Below are 16643 nucleotides of genomic sequence, written 5' to 3' on the forward strand. Positions count from 1 at the left end.
TAAAGCGAAGCGCCGCCCCGCTGTCAATCGGCTGGGTATCGAAGTTCATCGCTTCGTCGCGATATAGGTACCGACCTGTTCCTCGAGGATGCTGAGCGGAAGCGCGCCTTCGCCCAGCACCGCTTCGTGGAAATCGCGAATATCGAAACGCGGTCCGAGTTCGCGTTCGGCGCGCTCGCGCAGTTCGGCGATCTTCAATTGCCCGACCATATAGCTCGTCGCCTGCCCCGGCCAGTTGAAATAGCGGTCGACCTCGCGCGCGATGTCGGTGTCGGCGACCGAGCTGTTCGCGCGGAAATAGGCGATCGCCTGCTCGCGCGTCCACCGTTTCGAATGGATGCCGGTGTCGAGCACCAGCCGGATCGCGCGCCATACCTGCAGCGACAACATGCCGAACCGGTCGTAGGGATTCTTGTAGACCCCCATCTCGTTCGCGAGCCGCTCCGAATAGAGCCCCCAGCCCTCGATATAGGCGCCATAGCCGCCGAACTTGCGGAACTTCGGGATGCCGGCCAGTTCCTGCTGCCGCGCGATCTGGAAATGATGGCCCGGCGCGCCCTCGTGCGCGGCGATCGCCGCGACCTGAACCTTTTGCGTCTGGTTCATGTCGACGAGATTGACATAATAGATGCCCGGCCGCGACCCGTCCGCCGAGGGCGGATTATAAAAAGCGGTCGATGCGGTTGCCTCACGCCATTTCTCGACCGCGCGCACCTCCAGCGCCGCCTTGGGCAGCACGCTGAAATAGCGCGGCGCCGCCGCCATCGCCGCGGCGATCACCGCGCGCGCATCGGTCAGATAGGCTTCGCGGCCGGCGGCGGTGTTCGGGTATTTGAGCTTGGGGTCGGTGCGGATATGGTCGAAAAACTGTTCGAGCGTGCCCGTAAAACCGACCTCACGCTTGATCGCTTCCATTTCCTGTCGAATCGCCGCAACCTGTGTCAGCCCCAGCTCGTGGATCTGGTTGGCGGTCAGGTCGGTGGTCGTCGAATTCTTGAGCCGGTCGGCATAATAGGCCGCGCCGTCGGGCAGGCTCCACACGCCGAAATTGCCCTTCGACTGGGGTTCGATCTCGTCGATCGCGGCGATCAGCACGTCATAGCCGTGCTTGAACGGGCCGGTCAGCGCCGCGGTCGCATCGGCGATCAACTTCGCCTTGACCGCATCGGGCGCATCGAGCGCGCCGACCTTTTTGCGGAAATCGGCGAGCAGCGTCGAATCCGCTCCGCCGTCGAACGGCGCGCCGACGAGGATCTTCTTCGCATCAGCGCGCGCGGGCGCGAAATTGACCTTGTTAGGCACGGCCCCTGCGGCCGCCTGCTCGCGCATCGTTGCGGCGACCTCGCGCATTACGCGGTCGGTGTCGCGAAGGCGTGCGATATAGGCCTCGGCATCGGCGACGCTATCGACCTTGTGATTGTTGATCAGCAATACCGGAATATCCCCCGCCGGGCTGCCGTTGGTCGTCACCGGGAAGCGGAGCTTGCGGAAAGGGAAGGATGCGCGGCGGCGCTCGACGTCATATTCGAACAGGCGATAGCTGACGCGCGCGCTCGCGCCCAATTGTTCGGGGCGAAAGCGCGCGTGCATCTCCTTGAGCTGCTGCTCGAGCAACGCCTGCTCGCGCACTGCGGCGGCGTCGGTATAATCGTCGAGCCGGTCGTAATCGGTCTTGAGCCCGAGATGCGTCTGACTTTCGGGCTGGAGCGCGATCCGCGTATCGAATGCGTCGTCGAGAAAGCGGAGCAGCGCTTCGTCCTGCGTCGCCGCCGGCGAGGTCTCGGCCATCGCCGGGGCGGGGAGGACGGCGAGCGGCAACAGCGGCATCAGCATCAGAGCAACGGCGAAACGCATGAAAATTCTCCTGTCGAATGCGTTGCTTGTACCCGCCGCCCGCTTCCGCGCAATCACTACCACTCGTTGATCGATTGCGGACAGGGAGCGGTCCGGCTAGCGAACCGTGCATGATCAAGCCCCGCTCCCGCCGCCTCGCCGTCATCGCCGCTATTGCCGCGCTCGGCCTCGCGCCGTCGCCGACGGCAGCGTCCGAAGCGACGCTTTATACGGGTGCGACCGTCATCGACGGCACCGGCGGCGCGGCGCGCGCCGGTCAGGACATATTGGTCGAGGGCGAGCGTATCGTGGCGATCGGCGCGCATGATGCGCTGGCGTCGCGGGCCGGAACGGCCCGGCGGGTCGACCTATCGGGTCGCTTCGTCATCCCGGGACTGATCGACAGCCACGTCCATCTCGCGACGCCGCCGAACCGGAAACGCGCCGAGGCGATCCTGCGCCGCCAGCTTTACGGCGGCGTCACCGCGGTGCGCGACATGGCCGACGATCTGCGCGCGGTGGGCGATCTGGCGCGCGCTTCGCTCGTGGGGGAGATCGCCGCGCCCGACATCTATTATGCCGCGCTGATGGCGGGTCCGCCCTTTTTCGAAGACCCACGCGTCCTGTCGGTCAGCCGAGGCTTCGCGCCGGGAACCGCGCCCTGGATGCAGGCGATCGATGCGGACACCGATCTGCGCACCGCAGTGACGCTGGCCCGCGGCACGTCGGCGACCGCGATCAAAATCTATGCCGACCTTCCGGCAGAGCGCGTCACCGCGATCACCGCCGAGGCGCACCGCCAGAAGATGATGATCTGGGCGCACAGCGCGATCTTCCCCGCCCGCCCCGCCGACGTCATCGCCGCGGGCGCCGACGTCGTCAGCCATGTCTGCTATCTGGGCTATGAAGCGCAGCCGCAGATGCTCGCGGCCTATGAGGACCGCACGCCGGTCGACGAGACGCGCCTCGCGCCGACGGGCGACGACCCCGTCGTCGCCGGCCTCTACCGGGCGATGGCGAAGCAGGGCACGATCCTCGACGCGACGGGCAGCTTGTTCGTGAAGTTCGAGGCGGCGCGCAAGGCCGATCCAAAGGCGAAGCCGCTGCGTTGCGGCGGCGCGCGCACGATCCGCCTGACGCAGCAGGCGTGGCGCGCCGGCATTCCGATCGCAACGGGCACCGATTTCGTCGACCCCGCGAGCAACCCCTGGCCCGAAGTCCATGCCGAGCTGCGCTATCTGGCGCACGATGTCGGCATGCCGCCGCTCGCCGTCATCCATTCGGCGACGCTGGTCGGCGCGCGCGCGGCCGGGCAGGATAAGGATATGGGGTCGATCGAGCCGGGCAAGCTCGCGAACTTCGTTGTGCTGGCCGCCGACCCGCTGGCCGACATCGACAATATCGAACGGATCGAGATGACCGTGAAGCGCGGCCGCGAATACAGGCGCGCCGATTATGTTGCACCGACGCCGAGCGAGCTGGGCGACGAGGATTGACCCAACAAGCGGGGTCGGACCGACCGGCGGCTAAAATGCGACCGTAAGGCTCGATGCACCGTCCTCCGGGCGCGATGCAGTGCCAGAAGGGATACCGTCGAAAGCTTCGGCGGCTTCGGATCCGGGCAGCGGCAAACGTCGCCACCGCTCCGAAATCTCGACCGGTTCCCAAAGACCGGGGCCGACGAACGATAGTGCGCTGCCCGCACTCGCGCAGAGAAAGAGGATCGCCGAGAGCAACATGACCAGCGGGGTCGCGTCGCGCGGCGAAATCGTATGGAACATTTGGTGGAGCCTGACCGCCACCAGCCAGGCCACGGCGAGAAGCGACAGACCTGTGGCGCGCAGGCCGAAATTGGCTGCGGCACTTTCATGCCATTTCGTCATTCGATCCTCCATCGGGAGGCCGCTCAATTACGCACGGCCGCATAGGAAATCGAGATCGGGAAAAGGGGATGGGCGTTGAGATCGCGTAGGATTGGCGATGGTCGAAATCGCAGGCCGAATTCCAGCAGGCGGTGTCAGAAGGAACGCGACCGGCCGCGTCCCCCACAGTGTTTTCATATGTTCCAGCGCGACGGTTTGCCATCCTCCGCCAACGCGTCGTTGCCGAGCCGCAGCCGATAGCCGATACCAAGCTCGTTGCTGATGATCCGCGGCTGCTGCGGATCGGTTTCGAGCTTCTGGCGCAGCGTTCGCACGAGCACCCTCAGATATTCGACATGATGTTCATGCTCGTGCGGCCAGACCTCCGCCATGATCTGCTTGTGCGTGATCACCCGCCCCGGAAATTTCGCGAGCTGCGCGAGCACGCCATATTCCTTGGGGGTCAGATGGATCTCCTGCCCAGCCTTCGTCACGGTGCGCGCCACGAGGTCGATCGTCACATCCTCGACCGCGAGCGCCAGCGTTCCCCCGTCGCGGGTCAGCCGATTGCGCAGCGCGACGCGGACCCGGGCCAGCAGCTCGTCGGTATCGAAGGGTTTGGTGAGATAATCGTCGGCGCCGAGGTCGAGCGCGGCGACCTTTTGATCGGTCGCGTCGCGCGCCGAAACGACGATCAGCGTTGTGTCGGATTGCTGTTTGAACAGCGGTACTAGTTCGAGCCCGTCGCGATCGGGAAGCCCGAGATCGAGCAAGGTGATGTCGGGACGCTCGGCTCGAAGCTGCTCCAGTGCCCCGCGCGCGGTCTCGGCCTCGACGATCGCATAGTCGTTCCTCGCCAACGCCGCTTGGATGAGGCGCCGGATGTGGAGTTCGTCGTCGATCACCAAGACCTTGTGACGCACTTTCATGGGATTTCCTTGTCACTCATCGGCGCGATGATCAGCACCTCCGGTATCTGGATCGTGAAGCGCGCGCCGTGCGGCTCCTCGTTGTTGCCCGCCTCGACGGCGAGCCCCATTGCTTCGGCGAAGCCCTTGACGATCGCGAGCCCGAGGCCGGTGCCATGCTTGGCCCGATCGCTGCCCTCGAGCCGGGTGAAGGTCTCGAACACCCGCTTTTCGTTCCCCGGTGCGATGCCCGGGCCTTCGTCGATGACTGAAAGAAGGATGGCATCGGACGTGCGCTGCGCCCGGATGACGATCGGCGTGCCGGGGTCGGCATAGCGCCCGGCGTTATCGAGCAGGTTGATGAGGCAATGGTGCAGAAGCACCGGATCGACGCGGACGAGCGGGACATTGGATGGAATGTCGACCTTTACCTCGTGCCCGGTGAGCGAGGCGCGCGTGTCGTGCGCGGCGCTCGCGGCGGCATCGAACAGGTCGGTCGCCTCTGCCTTCATCGGCAGCGCGCCCGCCTCGACGCGCACCATGTCGAGGAGGTTCGAGACGAAACGGTTGAGCCGCCGCGCTTCGGCCTCGATCGTTTCGGCGAGGCCCGGCGAGGGCTGGCGCTGCATCTCCTGCGCCGCCGACAGGATCGTCGTGAGCGGGGTCCGAAGGTCGTGACTGACCGACGAGAGCAGCGCCGATCGCAGCCGGTCGCGCTCGTCGATCTGCCGTGCGTGCAGCGACGCTTCCTCGAGTTCCATCCGGTCGAGCGCGATAGACGCCTGGTCGAGCAGGCTCATCAGCAGCGGCACCTGATCCGAACGGACGGGCTCGCGGGCATCGTCGCGCGTCAGACCGAGCACGCCGAGCACGCCGCGCGTCGTGCGGAGCGGGTGGAACAGCCAGTCCGATGCGGTCAGCGTCGACGACCCGCGCCCGGCCGGCTGGTCATTGTCCATCGCCCATTGCGCCGCGGCGCGCTCAATTTGCTCGAGCCGGTCCTCCGGCGGCACTGCGGCGCGTAGCATGGGCCCATCGGCGGACGGGAGCAGCAACGCAGTGCGGACATCGAGCAGCCGGCCGACCTCGGCGCAGATAGCGTGCATCAACGCATCCTGATCGGGCGCAACGGTGAGCTGGCGCGAGAAGCTTGCGAGCGCGGCATTCTGGCGCGCGCTCGACTGCGCCAGATTGGCTTGCGCGCGCACGCGTGCGGCGAACTGGCTGGTGACCACGGCAACGCCGAGCAACACCAATATACTGACGACATTTTCGGGATTGTTGACGGTGAGCGTGCCGGTTGGCGGCAGGAAGAAGAAATTATAGGCAAGGCTCGATGCGAGCCCCGCGAACAGCCCGGCGCGCAGACCGAAGCTCGCCGCGGCGAACATCACCGGGATCAGATAGAGCAGCGCGATATTGCCGAGATCGAGCGCGGCGCGGAGCAGGCGGCCGAGCGCGGTCATCGCCGCGACCATCGCCAACGACCACAGATAATCCGCGGGCTCGCCCCACCGTCCCGGTGCGCCGGTTCCGCTACGCCGCGCCGTGCGCGCGTCGGGCTCGCCCGGCAGGACGTGCACCGCCACATCGTCGATCGTCCGCACCAACTGGTCGACGACCGAGCCGTGGCGCATCTCGAACCACCAGGGACGCGCCGATTTGCCGATGACGATCTGGGTCGCGCGTGCGTCGCGCGCGAAGGCATGCAGGCCTTCGACCACGCTGGCCGCGGGAACGGTCGCGGTGGAGGCACCGAGCCGCGAGGCTAGTGCAAGCGTGTCGGCGAGCTGCCGGCGATCCTCGTCCGAGATGCCGTGGCTGCGCCGCGTCTCGATATGGACCGCGCTCCATGGCGCTTTCAGCGCATCGGCGAGCCTTTTTCCCGCGCGGACGAGTTCGGCGGCGACGGGGAGTTCGCTCACGGCGACGACGATCCGTTCGCCGACCGCGAAGCTGCCCGCCAGCGCATGGCTGCGCACGTGGTCGAGCATCTGCGCATCGACCGCCTGCGCCGCGCGGCGCAGTGCCAGTTCGCGCAGCGCCGTCAGGTTCGATTTGGAAAAGAAGTGCGTGAGAGCGCGCGTGGCTTCCTGCGGAATATAGACTTTCCCCTCGCGCAACCGCTCGATCAACTCGTCGGGCGGGATGTCGACGACCTCGATCTCGGCATTTTCGAGGATCGAGTCGGGCACCGTCTCGCGCACGCGGACGCGCGTGAAGGAAGCGACGACGTCGTTGAGACTCTCGACATGCTGGATGTTGAGCGTCGAATAGACGTCGATCCCGGCGTCGAGCAATTCCTCGACATCCTGATAGCGTTTCGGGTGCCGGCTGCCCGGAGCATTCGTGTGCGCAAGCTCGTCGACCAGGACCAGTTGCGGCCGCCGTTCGAGGATCGCGTCGATATCCATCTCGCCAAGGCTGTGCCCTTGGTGATCGACCTCGCGACGCGGAATGATTTCCTGCCCTTCGGCAAGCGCTCCGGTTTCCCGGCGACCGTGCGTTTCGACCACACCGATCACGACGTCGACCCCGGCCTCGCGCTTCTGCCTGCCGCCGGTCAGCATCTCCCACGTCTTGCCGACGCCGGGTGCGGCGCCAAGGAAGACCTTGAGACGGCCGCGGCCTTCCTGCGCCGCCTGACGCAGAAAAGCCTCGGGTGATGGTCGGTCGGTTTCGATCACGCGGAGGATTTAGCCTCAAAGGCATCGAGTCGTCGATTGAGCTTGAACACATTGATGCGCGGTTCGCCGAGAAAGCCGAGCAGCGGTTGTTCCACGCTCTGGTCGACAAGCCTTCGAACGGCCGCCCGATCGAGGCCGCGGACGTCGGCCACCCGATCGACCTGGAAAAAGGCCGCTTCGGGGCTGATATGGGGATCGAGCCCCGAAGCGGAGGTCGTCACCAGGTCGGCAGGAACGGGTTGGCCCGGCGAGGTTCCGGAAAGCCTTGCGACATCGCCTGCCACGCGACCGGCGAGCAGCTCTGAGGTCGGTCCGAGGTTCGAACCCGACGAGGCAAGCCCGTCATAGCCATCGCCCGCCGCCGACGGGCGGGTGTTGAAATAGCGTTCGGAGGCGAAAGCCTGGCCGACGAGTTCGGAGCCGACGACCTGGCCATTCTCACGCACCAGGCTGCCGTTGGCTTGGCTCGGGAAGAGCGCCTGCCCTATTCCGGTGAGTGCGAGCGGATAGGCGATGCCGAGCAGCGCCGCGAAGAGCAGCGTCATCACAAGCGCCGGACGCAGCGCGCTGATAAAATCCTTGTTCATTTCGGTTTCCTCAGACCAGACCCAGGCCGCCGACGGCGAGGTCGATGAGCTTGATGCCGACGAAGGGCGCGACGAGGCCGCCGAGCCCGTAGATGGCAAGGTTGCGGGCGAGCAGCGGTCCCGCACCCATCGGACGATAGGTCACGCCCTTAAGCGCCAGCGGCACGAGCAATGGGATGATCAGCGCGTTGAAGATAATCGCCGAAAGAATCGCGCTCTCGGGCGTCGCGAGACCCATGACGTTGAGCACGCCGAGCCCCGGATAGAGCGCGACGAACATCGCCGGGATGATCGCGAAATATTTGGCGACGTCGTTGGCGACCGAAAAGGTCGTGAGCGCACCGCGCGTCATCAACAGCTGCTTGCCGAGCCCGACCACCTCGATCAGCTTGGTCGGATCGCTGTCGAGGTCGACCATATTGCCCGCCTCGCGCGCCGCCTGCGTGCCGGTGTTCATCGCCACGCCGACGTCGGCCTGCGCGAGCGCGGGCGCGTCGTTGGTGCCGTCGCCGCACATCGCGACAAGCCGCCCGCCCGCCTGCTCCTTGCGGATCAGTGCGAGCTTGTCCTCGGGCGTCGCCTGCGCAAGGAAATCGTCGACCCCCGCCTCGGCGGCGATCGCCGAAGCGGTGAGCGGATTGTCGCCGGTGATCATCACCGTGCGGATACCCATTGCACGCAGCTCGCCGAAGCGTTCGCGGACGCCCGCCTTTACGATGTCCTTCAAAAAGATCGCGCCGAGCAGCTCGCCGTCCTTCGCCACCGCCAGCGGCGTGCCGCCGGCGCGGGCGATCTCGTCGGTGATGCGGCGAAGCTCGGTCGCCGCGGCGGTCGTGCCCGCGCCCGGGTTGGCGCGCAGGATCGAGTCTACCGCGCCCTTCTGGATCATACAGTCGCCGATCCGGATGCCCGAAATGCGGGTCTGCGCGGTGAAGGCGATGATCTCGGCGCCCGCCGGCAGGTCCGCCGTCCGGCCAAATTTCTCGCGCGCCAGCACGACGATCGAGCGTCCCTCGGGGGTTTCATCAGCGAGACTCGCGAGCAGCGCCGCCTCGGCGAGCTCGGCCGCCGAGCGACCGCCGACAGCGCGGAGTTCGGTCGCCTGCCGGTCGCCGACGGTGATCGTGCCGGTCTTGTCGAGCAGCAGCACGTCGACATCGCCCGCCGCCTCGACCGCGCGGCCCGATTTCGCGAGCACGTTGAAGCGCACGAGCCGGTCCATGCCCGCGATGCCGATCGCCGAGAGCAGGGCCGCGATCGTCGTCGGAATGAGCGTGATCAGAAGCGCCGCAAGAATCGCGACGGGGATGCTGCCGCCCGCATAGCTCGCAAAACCCGGGATCGTCCCGACCGCGATCAGGAAGATGATCGTAAGACCGACGAGCAGCAAGGTCAGCGCGATCTCATTCGGCGTCTTTTGCCGCTCGGCGCCTTCGACGAGCGCGATCATCCGGTCGAGAAAGCCTTGTCCCGGATTGACCGTAACCTGCACCTGGATTTCGTCCGAGATAACGCGTGTGCCCGCAGTGACCGCGCTGCGGTCGCCGCCCGCCTCGCGGATCACCGGGGCGCTTTCGCCGGTGATCGCCGCTTCGTTGACCGATGCGACGCCCGCGACGACCTCGCCGTCGGAAGGAATGAGGTCGCCGGTTTCGACGAGCACGATGTCGCCTACCTTCAGCGCACTCGCGGGCACATTTTCATGGGCCTTGCTTTCGCTCTTCAGGCGCTTGGCGGTCAGTTCGGCCTTGGTCGCGCGCAGCGATGCCGCCTGCGCCTTGCCGCGTCCTTCGGCGAGCGCCTCGGCAAAGGTACCGAACAGCACCGTCAGCCACAGCCAGATAACGAGCTGGAGCTTGAAGCCGGTCGCAAGACCGTCCTGCCCGACCATCAGCAAAATGGTCAGCAGCGCGGCGACGACCGCGGTCGTGAACATCACCGGGTTGCGGATCAATTGCCTGGGATGGAGTTTGCGAAAGGCATCGCCGATCGCCGCGACGATCAGATCCGCCGTGAACAGCGACCTGGTTTCAGACCGAGCCATATGCGTTAATCCTTAGAAAAGCTGGCCGCGGATCATCGCGAGATGATCGGCGATCGGACCGAGCGCGAGGCCGGGAAGGAAAGTCAGGCCGCCGACGATCAGCACGATGCCGACAAGCAAGCCTGTCCACAGCGGGCCAGTGGTCGGGAAGCTGCCCGCCGTTGCCGGGGTATATTTCTTCGCAGCCAGACTGCCCGCGATGGCCAGCATGGGAATGATGATGAAGAAACGGCCGAGCCACATCGCGGCACCGAGCATTCCGTTGTAGAAGGACGTGCCCGCGGTCAGGCCGGCAAAGGCCGACCCGTTGTTCGCGACCGCGCTCGTAAAACCATAGAGGATTTCCGAAAAGCCGTGCGGCCCCTTGTTGAGCGGTCCGGCAAGCCCCGCCTCGGTGACCGACGCGATCGCCGTGCCGCCGAGAATGATCAGCGGCAGCACCGCGATCGCAAGCACCGCGAGCTTGACCTCGCGCGCCTCGATCTTCTTGCCGACATATTCGGGGGTGCGCCCGACCATCAGCCCCGCGACGAACACCGCGAGGATCGCGAAGAGGAGGAAGCCGTAAATGCCCGCGCCGACGCCGCCGATGACGACCTCGCCAAGCTGCATGTTGAACAGCGGGATCATGCCGCCCAATGCGGTGAAGCTGTCGTGCATCGCGTTGACCGCGCCGCACGAAGCAGCCGTCGTGACCGCTGCAAACAGTGACGAGGCGGAGATGCCGAAGCGGACTTCCTTGCCCTCCATATTGCCGCCGGCGACGCCGAGCTGGTGGAGGATCGGGTTACCGGTCGCTTCCTGCCAATAGACGACGCTGACGCCCGCAAGGAAGATGACGAGCATCGCGGCGAGGATCGCCCAGCCCTGACGCTGGTTGCCGACCGCTTTGCCGAAGGTCCAGGTCAGGCCGAAACCGATCGCGAAGATTGAGAGCATCTGGACGAGGTTCGTGACCGCGTTCGGATTTTCGAACGGATGCGCCGAGTTGGCGTTGAAGAAGCCGCCGCCGTTGGTGCCGAGCATCTTGATCGCTTCCTGCGACGCCACGGGGCCGAGCGTGAGCGTCTGCTTGACGCCCTCGAGCGTCGACACCTCGACCGAACCCGCGAGCGTTTGCGGCACGCCGTTCGCAATCAGGAAAATCGCATAGACGATGCAGATGGGCAGCAGCAGGTAGAGCGTGACGCGTGTGACGTCGGCCCAGAAATTGCCGAGCGTCGCGGCGCTGCGCCGCGCGAAGCCGCGGAAAAAGGCAAAGGCGAGCGCAATGCCCGTCGCTGCCGACAGGAAATTCTGGATCGTGAGCCCGACCATCTGACTGAGGTTCGACAGCGTCGCCTCGCCCGAATACCATTGCCAATTGGTGTTGGTCGCAAAGCTGATCGCGGTGTTGAACGCGCCATCCGTGCCGACCCCTTCATAACCGAGAGGGTTGAGCGGCAGCACGCCCTGCAGGCGCAGCACCGCATAGGTGAAGAGCAGCAGCACGGCGTTGAAAATCAGCATATGGACCGCGTAACGGCGCCAGCTCTGCTCCTCGTTCGGGTCGATGCTCGCCAGGCGATAGAAACCCGCCTCGACGGTCCCCAGCAGGCGGTGCAGCGGCGTGCGCTGCCCGTCATAGAGCGCGAAGAGCCAGCGGCCCATCGGCTTGGTGATCGCAAGCAAAAGCCCGACGAAGACGATGATGAGAAGCCATCCCTGAAAGGTCATGGCGCCGCCTCCCCTAAAAGCGTTCGGGCCGTGCGAGCACGGCGACGAGATAGACGAGAAGGCCGATCGCGGTGGCGCCGGCGAGCCATAGGTCGAGAGTCATGGCGTTACCTCACGCGTCGTCGCAAAGGCGCGCATAGCCGAGGCTTGCCGCCAGAAGCGCGAGGATGATGCCGATCCAGAGAATATCCTGCATGATTTGCTCCAGCAAGGCGCCCGCCACAAAGGTGGCGCGGGTCGTCTGCGGAGCATCAATTAGTTCAGGCGCGCGTTTGAATTCGAGAGAGTGAAATCACCCCCTACATAGTGTTTGCATATGATTTTGCGAAAATGGGCGTCGGCCGTGGCGTCCCGTCAACTCCGGGCCAGTTCGCGCGCATAGCCCTTGAACCCCCATGTCAGGATGATTGCGGCGAGCGGGAAAGCGACCGCCGCGACGACGGCGATCGAGTAGCGCAGCGCGGATTCGTCTTGGAAAAGATTGTCGGTCAGCAGTGCCATCAGCATCGGACCGAAGCCGAGGCCGACCAGATTGACGACGAAGAAATAGAGCGCGGTCATCCGCGCGCGATATTCGTTCGGCGTGATCAGTTGCAAGGCGACGCCGCCCACGCCGTGCATCGTCAGACATGGGAAGGCCAATCCCAGCATCGCGAACGCCAGCGCCGGATCGGGCATCAAGGCCATCGCTGCCAGCGGCGGACCGCCGAGCAGGATCGACAGCCGCATCACCCGCAAATGCGCATCACCCACCCCTTTGACGAACAAACGGTCGGCGAGCGCGCCCCCCGCAATCAACCCGACGGCGCCGCCCACCGCCATGATCACGCCGAACCACAGGCCCGCTTGCGCAACCTCCATGCCGTAGCTGCGCGCGAAGAAGGTCGGTATCCACGCGATCGCGCCATACATGACAAGACCGATCAGCGACATGCCGCCGAACAGCGCACCGAGCGCCGCCCGCTGTCCGCCGATGTGCGCGACAAGACCGGGTGCGTCGGCCGGCGCATCCGGCATCACCGCGGCGGCCGCCCGCCCGCGGCGAAAAGGCTCACGCACGGTCAGCATGAGCAGCGCGACCAATATTCCCGGCGCCGCCACCCAGACGAAAATCAACCGCCACGCATCCATCGGACCATAGAAGGGGACATCGACCGTCGGCGCGGCCAGCACCGCCTGAACGACGAAGGAGCCTAGGATCATCGCGACGCCCGAACCCAGCGGGACGCCGATCGAATAGACCGCCATCGCCCGCGCCAGCCGGTCGCGCGGAAAATAGTCGCTGAGCATCGAATAGGCGGCGGGTGATAGCGTCGCTTCGCCCACGCCGACGCCCATGCGCGCAGCGAAGAGCGACGCATAGCTTCCCGCAAAGCCGCAACCGGCCGTCATCACGCTCCACACCGCGATTCCCGCGACGATGAGGTTCCGGCGGTTATAGCGGTCGGCGATCCATGCGAGCGGCAAGCCGAGCAGCGTATAGAAAAGGGCGAAGGCCAGTCCGATGAGCAGACTGACCTGCGTATCCGAGATATCGAGCGCGGCGCGGATCGGCGCGACCAGCAGGCTGAGGATCATGCGGTCGACGAACGACAGCGTATAGGCGAACAGAAGGATCGCCACGACGTACCAGCTATAGGCCGGACGCGGCCAGGGCGGCGGTTCCCGTTCCCCAGCACTCGCCTGTCTGGTCGCATCGCCGCTCGCTCGCTCGGTCGCCATATCCTCTCCCGGCTTTCGCTCCACCCGCAGCCGCCCCCTTGCACCGCGGGGCGTGCTGCGATATGAAGTAGATACTTAGCTAACTAAGTATTTGACAGTGTCAGTCAAGCAGGAACTCACGAACGCGACAACGAAAAACGAACTTAAAATAATGGGAGAGCGATTCATGGTCAGAAAAATACTGAACCCGTCGTCACGGCTGTTGGCAGGGATTGCCCTGCTGACGATGCCCGCCATCGCCGCGGCACAGGATAACGAGGAGAGCGCCGACGGCGATATCATCGTCACCGCCCAGCGGCAGGAGCAGAAGCTGCAGGACGTTCCGGTATCGGTCACCGCTTTCGGTTCGGAACAGCTTCGCGCGAACAATATAGAGACCGTCGCCGACATCGCGCTCCGCACGCCGGGATTGGCCGCAAGCGCGGTCGACCCCATCAACACCAATTTCGCGATGCGCGGTATCGGCAGTGCGCCGGGCATCAGCCAGAATGCCGGCGGCGATCCCTCGGTCGTCGTCTTCGTCGACGGCGTCTATGCGGGTCGCGGCAGCACCCCCGATCTCGACGCCCTCGACCTCGAACGCGTCGAAGTGCTCCGCGGTCCGCAGGGAACGCTGTTCGGCAAGAACGCCATCGGCGGCCTGATCCAGTTCGTCAGCCGCAAGCCGTCGGCCGACACCAGCTTCTATTTCGAGGGCACTTACGGCAATTACGACCGCGTCGGCGTCGTCGCGCGCGGCAATATGGCGCTGACCGATAAAATCTATCTGTCGGCAGGCCTCTCGCACAAGCAACGCGACGGTTTCGAATTTAACGAGACGACGGGCAATGACGTCAACGACCTGAACCTGACGACAGGACGCCTCGCCTTGCGGCTGGTGCCGACCGACACACTCGACATCATACTTCGCGCCGACATCTCGCGGCAGGACCAGAAGGGCAATCCGCGCCACAATAATTGCGACGCCAGTTTCAACGGCGGCGTCCACTGCGTGGGCATCAACCCCGATCCGCGCGTGGTGAACGCCTATATCGACGGCATGATCAAGCGGACGATCCAGTCCTATTCGGCCGAGATCAACCTCGACCTGCCCTTCGGCACGCTCACCTCGCTGACCGCGCTCCGCAAGGTCGATTTCCAGTTCGAAACGCCCTTTTTCAGCAATCCGGTCAACCCGCCGAACCAGATCGAATCGACCGATTTCGGCGACGAGGACAACACGCAGTTCAGCCAGGAATTGCGGCTGGCGTTCGATGCGTTCGACGGCCGGCTGAACGGCCAGACGGGGCTTTATTATCTGAAAGAGGACACCGATCGCATTCAGGGACAGATCCAGGATTTCGCGACGCCCGCGATCAGCGGCATCGGCATATTTCCGCAGTCGGTCAACGCGCGCAGCTTCGCGATCTTCGGGCAGCTCGATTACGAAATAGTCCCGTCGCTGACCGCCACGTTGGGCGCGCGAATGACATGGGAGAAAAAGAGCGGCCGGTTCGCGGGCTACAAGGGCGACAACGGCCCCGGCGTGCCGCCGCCGCTCGGCACGCCGGCCGGCTATGACGTGACCGCGAGCCAGAAATGGAAAGCTTTCACTCCGCGGTTCGCCTTGAACTGGAAGGCGACGGACGATGTGTTGCTCTATGCGTCGGCGGCGCGCGGCTACAAGAGCGGAGGGTTTCAAGGCCTTTCGGGCACCGCAGCGGGCGCATCGACCCCCTATGACCCCGAATTCGCCTGGGGGTACGAGGTCGGTGCCAAGACCGAATGGTTCGACCGGCGACTGCGGTTCAATGTCGCATTGTTCCAGACCGATTATTCGGATCTTCAGGTGTCGCAGCTCGTCCCGCTCTGCTGCGTCGTCGTCAGCAACGCGGCGAAGGCGAAAATCAAGGGCGCCGAGGTCGAAGTCCTCGCACGCCCGTTCGAAGGCTTCCAGCTTGACGGCAGCTATGCCTGGCTCGACGCGAAGTTCACCGAATATTCAATCCCCGGCCAGGCCTATACCGGTAATCGCCTGCCCCGATCGCCGAAGAACAAGTTCAACGTCGGCGGGCAATATGAAACACCGATCGGCGATTTGTCGGCCAAGCTCCGGGTCGATTACAGCTGGGTCGACGACGCCTTTTTCGAAGCGTCGAACATCCCGCAACAATTGTGGCCGAGCCACGAGAATCTCGACGCGCGCCTGTCGATCGCGGGTCCCGACGAACGGTGGGAGCTTTCGCTGTGGGGCAAGAACCTCACCGACGAGCTGGTTCCGACCTACGTCACCTATTTCGGCCCATACCGCCAGATACTGACACCCTATGCGCCGCCGCGCACCTATGGCGTCACCATGGCATTCAAGATCTGATCCGCGGCGCGGCGGGGAGGACTTCCCCGCCGCCCCCTCCCCCGTTCAACGAAAGGATTGATGATGGACCAGCCCGAGTTCCGCTACCTCTGCTCCTATCGCGCCACCTTCACCGAACCCCAGCAGCAGATCGGGACCGCGCATTTCGGCCGCCGTATGATCGCCGCGCTCACCGGCGGCGAAGTCGAAGGCGAACGGCTGCGCGGCCGCGTCATGCCGAGCGGCGGCGACTGGGCGACGATCGACGACAGGGATACGCTACGCCTCGACGCGCGGATCACCTTCGAAACGCACGACGGGGCGCTGATCTATATATCCTATCGCGGCGTGCTGCGGCCGCTGTCGGTGGCGCATCGGCATGCCCGAGGCGGCGGTCCGCAAACCGCGGCCGAGCGCAAGGAGATCTATTTCCGCACGACCCCGATGTTCGAAACCGGCGACGAGCGCTATTCCTGGCTCAACGACATCGTCGCGGTCGGGCTGGGCGCAAGCGTCGGCGGAGCCGTCCGCTATGATGTGTTCGAGCTTCTGTAGCGGGGCCGGGGACCGGGCTTTGGCGAGCCCCCGATCAGATCGGCGAATGCTGATGCAATACCAGTTTCCAGGCCTCGGGACGCCGCACATAGGCTGAACTGACAAGCGCGGCATAGGGCTCACCATCGGCACGCGTCACATCCGCGCGGTAGCTGATGATCGCAAAATCGTCGCCGCCGTTCAGAAACTGGCGATTTCCCATCCTCAGGTCACGCCAGCGGTTGGCGTTGGTGGCGGTTGCCGCCACCTCCTCGCGCGAATGCACGCCGTGCATCTCTCCCGCTTGCGGAAAGGCGAGCAGGCACCGGACATCGACATGGGTCAGAAAATGCTCTTTCCCGTCGAGCCAGAATCCCTGCTCGATGTCGTAAAGCTCCTCCTCTAGTGCCATCGCATT

At 65.1% G+C, this 16643-nt stretch carries 13 protein-coding genes; 3 read left to right on the forward strand and 10 right to left on the reverse strand.

What is annotated here, in order from left to right; translation table 11 throughout:
* Positions 1-45 precede the first annotated feature (45 nt).
* The gene (locus E5675_RS14300; RefSeq protein WP_210727537.1) at positions 46-1854 is read right to left on the reverse strand and encodes a DUF885 domain-containing protein; all 1809 of its coding nucleotides are present in this window, start codon (positions 1852-1854) and stop codon (positions 46-48) included.
* 110 nt (positions 1855-1964) lie between these two features.
* Between E5675_RS14300 and E5675_RS14305 the strand changes: the two genes are divergently transcribed.
* Positions 1965-3329, forward strand: a complete 1365-nt coding sequence (locus E5675_RS14305; RefSeq protein ID WP_136175103.1) for an amidohydrolase family protein — start codon at positions 1965-1967, stop codon at positions 3327-3329.
* Between the two features lie 30 nt (positions 3330-3359).
* Here the strand turns inward: E5675_RS14305 and E5675_RS14310 are convergent, their stop codons facing one another.
* The 8 genes from E5675_RS14310 to E5675_RS14345 form a co-directional block, all read right to left on the reverse strand.
* Positions 3360-3716, reverse strand: a complete 357-nt coding sequence (locus tag E5675_RS14310) for a hypothetical protein (RefSeq protein WP_136175104.1) — start codon at positions 3714-3716, stop codon at positions 3360-3362.
* Between the two features lie 173 nt (positions 3717-3889).
* Entirely contained in the window at positions 3890-4624 is a 735-nt protein-coding gene (locus E5675_RS14315; protein ID WP_136175105.1) for a response regulator, read from the reverse strand.
* Entirely contained in the window at positions 4621-7290 is a 2670-nt protein-coding gene (locus E5675_RS14320) for a sensor histidine kinase KdpD (RefSeq protein WP_136175106.1), read from the reverse strand. The genes E5675_RS14315 and E5675_RS14320 overlap by 4 nt, the downstream gene beginning before the upstream one ends.
* Positions 7287-7877 (reverse strand): potassium-transporting ATPase subunit KdpC, encoded by a 591-nt coding sequence (kdpC, locus tag E5675_RS14325; protein ID WP_136175107.1) that lies wholly within the window; start codon positions 7875-7877, stop codon positions 7287-7289. Before kdpC ends, E5675_RS14320 begins: the two co-directional genes overlap by 4 nt.
* A gap of 10 nt (positions 7878-7887) precedes the next feature.
* Positions 7888-9921, reverse strand: a complete 2034-nt coding sequence (gene kdpB / locus E5675_RS14330; RefSeq protein ID WP_136175108.1) for a potassium-transporting ATPase subunit KdpB — start codon at positions 9919-9921, stop codon at positions 7888-7890.
* A gap of 12 nt (positions 9922-9933) precedes the next feature.
* A complete protein-coding gene (kdpA, locus tag E5675_RS14335; protein WP_136175109.1) occupies positions 9934-11637 on the reverse strand; it encodes a potassium-transporting ATPase subunit KdpA in 1704 nt (567 codons plus the stop codon).
* A gap of 13 nt (positions 11638-11650) precedes the next feature.
* Entirely contained in the window at positions 11651-11740 is a 90-nt protein-coding gene (kdpF, locus tag E5675_RS14340; RefSeq protein ID WP_037556432.1) for a K(+)-transporting ATPase subunit F, read from the reverse strand.
* Positions 11741-11991: 251 nt separating this feature from the next.
* Entirely contained in the window at positions 11992-13359 is a 1368-nt protein-coding gene (locus E5675_RS14345) for an MFS transporter (protein ID WP_136175110.1), read from the reverse strand.
* Positions 13360-13525: 166 nt separating this feature from the next.
* Here E5675_RS14345 and E5675_RS14350 point away from each other — a divergent pair, with 166 nt between their 5' ends.
* Together E5675_RS14350 and E5675_RS14355 are read left to right on the forward strand one after the other, a co-directional pair.
* Complete coding sequence (locus E5675_RS14350) at positions 13526-15712, forward strand: TonB-dependent receptor (protein WP_168707870.1); 2187 nt, start codon at positions 13526-13528, stop codon at positions 15710-15712.
* A 60-nt stretch (positions 15713-15772) separates the two neighbouring features.
* Positions 15773-16246, forward strand: a complete 474-nt coding sequence (locus E5675_RS14355; RefSeq protein ID WP_136175112.1) for a DUF3237 domain-containing protein — start codon at positions 15773-15775, stop codon at positions 16244-16246.
* Positions 16247-16280: 34 nt separating this feature from the next.
* On the opposite strand, the gene E5675_RS14360 is transcribed toward E5675_RS14355, so the two are convergent.
* Positions 16281-16637: a hypothetical protein gene (locus E5675_RS14360; RefSeq protein WP_136175113.1), complete on the reverse strand. Its 357-nt coding sequence runs from the start codon at positions 16635-16637 to the stop codon at positions 16281-16283.
* Positions 16638-16643 lie beyond the last annotated feature (6 nt).

The sequence above is a fragment of the Sphingopyxis sp. PAMC25046 genome (genome assembly GCF_004795895.1).
Taxonomy (GTDB): Bacteria; Pseudomonadota; Alphaproteobacteria; order Sphingomonadales; family Sphingomonadaceae; genus Sphingopyxis.